Below are 2,484 nucleotides of genomic sequence, written 5' to 3' on the forward strand. Positions count from 1 at the left end.
ACCGAGAGCACGCCCTGCACGCCGAAGACCAGACCCGTCCGGAAAGCGGAGAGCTCCAGTACTTCCTGGAGGTAGAGGGTGAGGGCGAAGATGACCGCCGACATCATCGAGAAGGTGACGAGACCGCCCAGGTTGCCCCACGCGACCGTCCGGCGCCGCAGCATCGGCAGCGAGACCAGCGGCGACGCGGCGCGCGATTCGACGTAACCGAAGGCCGCGAGCAGCAGCACGCCCGCGACGAGCGTGACGATGACGTCCGTGCCGCCGAAGCCGCGTTCGGCGGCCGTGGAGAGCGAGTAGATCAGCGCGAGCAGACCGCCGGTGACGGTGACCGCGCCGGGGATATCCAGGCGGGGGCGCTCAGGGGTGCGGGACTCGGGGAGCAGGCCCGGCGCGAGCGGCAGCACGATCAGCGCGAAGAGGGTCAGCAGGCCCATCGTGGAGCGCCAGCCGAGCGTGTCGGTGAGGACGCCGCCGAGGACCATGCCGACCGTGAAGCCGAGCGAGAGCAGCGTGCCGGATATCCCCAGCGCCCGGTCACGCTGCGGACCTTCGGGGAACGTGGTGGTGAGCAGGGACATGCCGGTCGGCACGATGGCCGCCGCGCCGACGCCCTGGAGCGCGCGTCCGGTCAGGAACGACGCCGGGTCCCAGGCGAAGGTCGCAAGGAGCGAGGCAAGGCCGAACAGGGCGAGGCCGCCGAGGAACAGCCTGCGCCGCCCGAACAGGTCGCCGGTACGGCCGAAGAGCAGCAGGAAGCCGCCGGAGGGAAGGGCGAACGCCGTCACCGCCCACTGGAGCGCGGACTGGCTCATGCCCAGGTCGGCGCCGAGCACGGGCAGCGCCACGTTCAGCACGGAGAAGTCGAGCGCGACCATGAACTGGGCGGCGCAGAGCACGAAGAGGACGAGCTTGTCGCGGGTGGAGAGCTTGAGGGCCGGGGCCGGGTGCGGGGGTTGCGGGGCCGGGGGCGCCGTTGTCGTGGACGGGGAAGTGGTGGTGTCGATCGCCATGAGATGAGCTTCGGGCGTCAGGAATAGCCGTGGGGAGCGGGAACTTATGCTGGTGGTCGTAACACCAGGCAAGGGGGAGCTGGGGCATGGCAGGGACGAGTGAGGCCGCGGCCGGGGCGCCGCAGGACGCGTCGAAGGCGCGCAGGCTCAGTGAACTGCGCGAGTTCCTGATGAGCCGCCGCGCCCGGGTCAGCCCCGCGGAGGCGGGACTTCCGGACGGCGGGGCGCGGCGGCGTACGCCGGGCCTGCGCCGCGAGGAGGTCGCCGTGCTCGCCGGGGTCGGCGCGTCCTGGTACCAGTGGCTGGAGCAGGGCCGCGACATCTCGGTGTCCCCGCAGGTCCTGGACTCCGTGGGGCGCGTCCTGAAGCTGTCGAGCACCGAGCGGCGGCATCTGTACGTCCTCGCCGGGCTCAACCCGCCCGCTCCCGAGGTCGAGCAGGCCGACCGGGACATGTGCGACGGGATGCAGCGCCTGATCGACACGTGGATGCCGTACCCCGCGCACATCATGGACCGCTACTACAACTGCGTCATGTACAACGACGCGGCCGCAATGGTCTTCGGGATGCGTCCCGAGATCACCCAGAACTGCCTCGTGGACTTCTTCACCGACCCCATCTACCGCTCCCGGAGCGTGAGTTGGCGGACCAACGCGGAGTCGGTCGTCGCCCAGTTCCGCGCGTCGTGCTCGGAGACCCCGGACGACGAGGGCTTCCAGGCTGTCCTCGCCGAGCTGCGGGAGACGGCGGGCGAGGAGTTCACCGATCTGTGGGAGCGGCGGGACGTGCGGCCCGCCGGGCAGGTGCACAAGGAGCTCATCCATCCGCTGGTGGGGGAGTTGCACGTGGAGTCGACGGCGCTGCGGGTGCCGGCGCGGCCCGATCTGACGATCGTGCTCCATACGCCGCTTCCGGAGGCGGAGACCGCGGCGAAACTGGAGTGGCTTGCCTCGCCCGAGGGGCGGCGGGGGTCCATGTACCCGGTGGCCCCGATCGCCATGTAGCTCTCCGTGCTCCGTATGCTCGGCGTATGACCGAGAGTGCTGCGCCTGGCGCGCTGGATGCTGAGGACCGGAAGATCGTTACGCTGGCTCGTTCGGCGCGGGCGCGGAACGGGGTGGCCGAGGGGGCCGCCGTGCGGGACGAGACGGGGCGGACCTATGTCGCCGGGACGGTTTCGCTCGACTCCTTGAAGCTTTCCGCTCTGCGTACCGCCGTTGCGATGGCGGTTGCTTCCGGTGCGGAGTCTCTGGAGGCGGCGGCCGTTGTCTCCTCCGAGGAGGCGCTGTCTGCCGAGGATCTTTCCGCTGTGCGGGATCTTGGCGGGGCCGGGACGCCGGTGTTTCTGGCGGGGCCTGACGGGGAGGTCCGGGTGCGGGCCGAGGCGAACTGACCTTTTCCCCAACCCCGCCCCTTCCCGAAAACTCGCTGGCGCGAGGGCCCTCCTCAAACGCCGGAGGGGCTGAAAATC

General features: G+C 70.7%; 3 protein-coding genes. 2 read left to right on the plus strand and 1 reads right to left on the minus strand.

The window, feature by feature from the left end; all coding sequences use genetic code 11:
• On the minus strand, window positions 1-1,013 hold a 1,013-nt coding region (locus tag ACQKIP_RS28615; RefSeq protein WP_427744513.1), incomplete at its 3' end, for an MFS transporter.
• An 86-nt stretch (window positions 1,014-1,099) separates the two neighbouring features.
• Between ACQKIP_RS28615 and ACQKIP_RS28620 the strand changes: the two genes are divergently transcribed.
• Both ACQKIP_RS28620 and ACQKIP_RS28625 read left to right on the plus strand, forming a co-directional pair.
• On the plus strand, window positions 1,100-2,017 hold the full coding sequence (locus tag ACQKIP_RS28620; protein ID WP_365857906.1) for a helix-turn-helix transcriptional regulator: 918 nt from the start codon (window positions 1,100-1,102) through the stop codon (window positions 2,015-2,017).
• A gap of 26 nt (window positions 2,018-2,043) precedes the next feature.
• Entirely contained in the window at window positions 2,044-2,406 is a 363-nt protein-coding gene (locus ACQKIP_RS28625; RefSeq protein ID WP_365857908.1) for a cytidine deaminase, read from the plus strand.
• Window positions 2,407-2,484: the final 78 nt, after the last annotated feature.

It is taken from the genome of Streptomyces sp. NPDC059900, assembly GCF_050270335.1.
Taxonomy (GTDB): Bacteria; Actinomycetota; Actinomycetes; order Streptomycetales; family Streptomycetaceae; genus Streptomyces.

Bases quoted from the DNA above. Each gene is read 5' to 3' on its own strand.
- ACQKIP_RS28620 (WP_365857906.1), top strand. From the start codon at position 1,100: ATGGCAGGGACGAGTGAGGCCGCGGCCGGGGCGCCGCAGGACGCGTCG.
- ACQKIP_RS28625 (WP_365857908.1), top strand. From the start codon at position 2,044: ATGACCGAGAGTGCTGCGCCTGGCGCGCTGGATGCTGAGGACCGGAAG.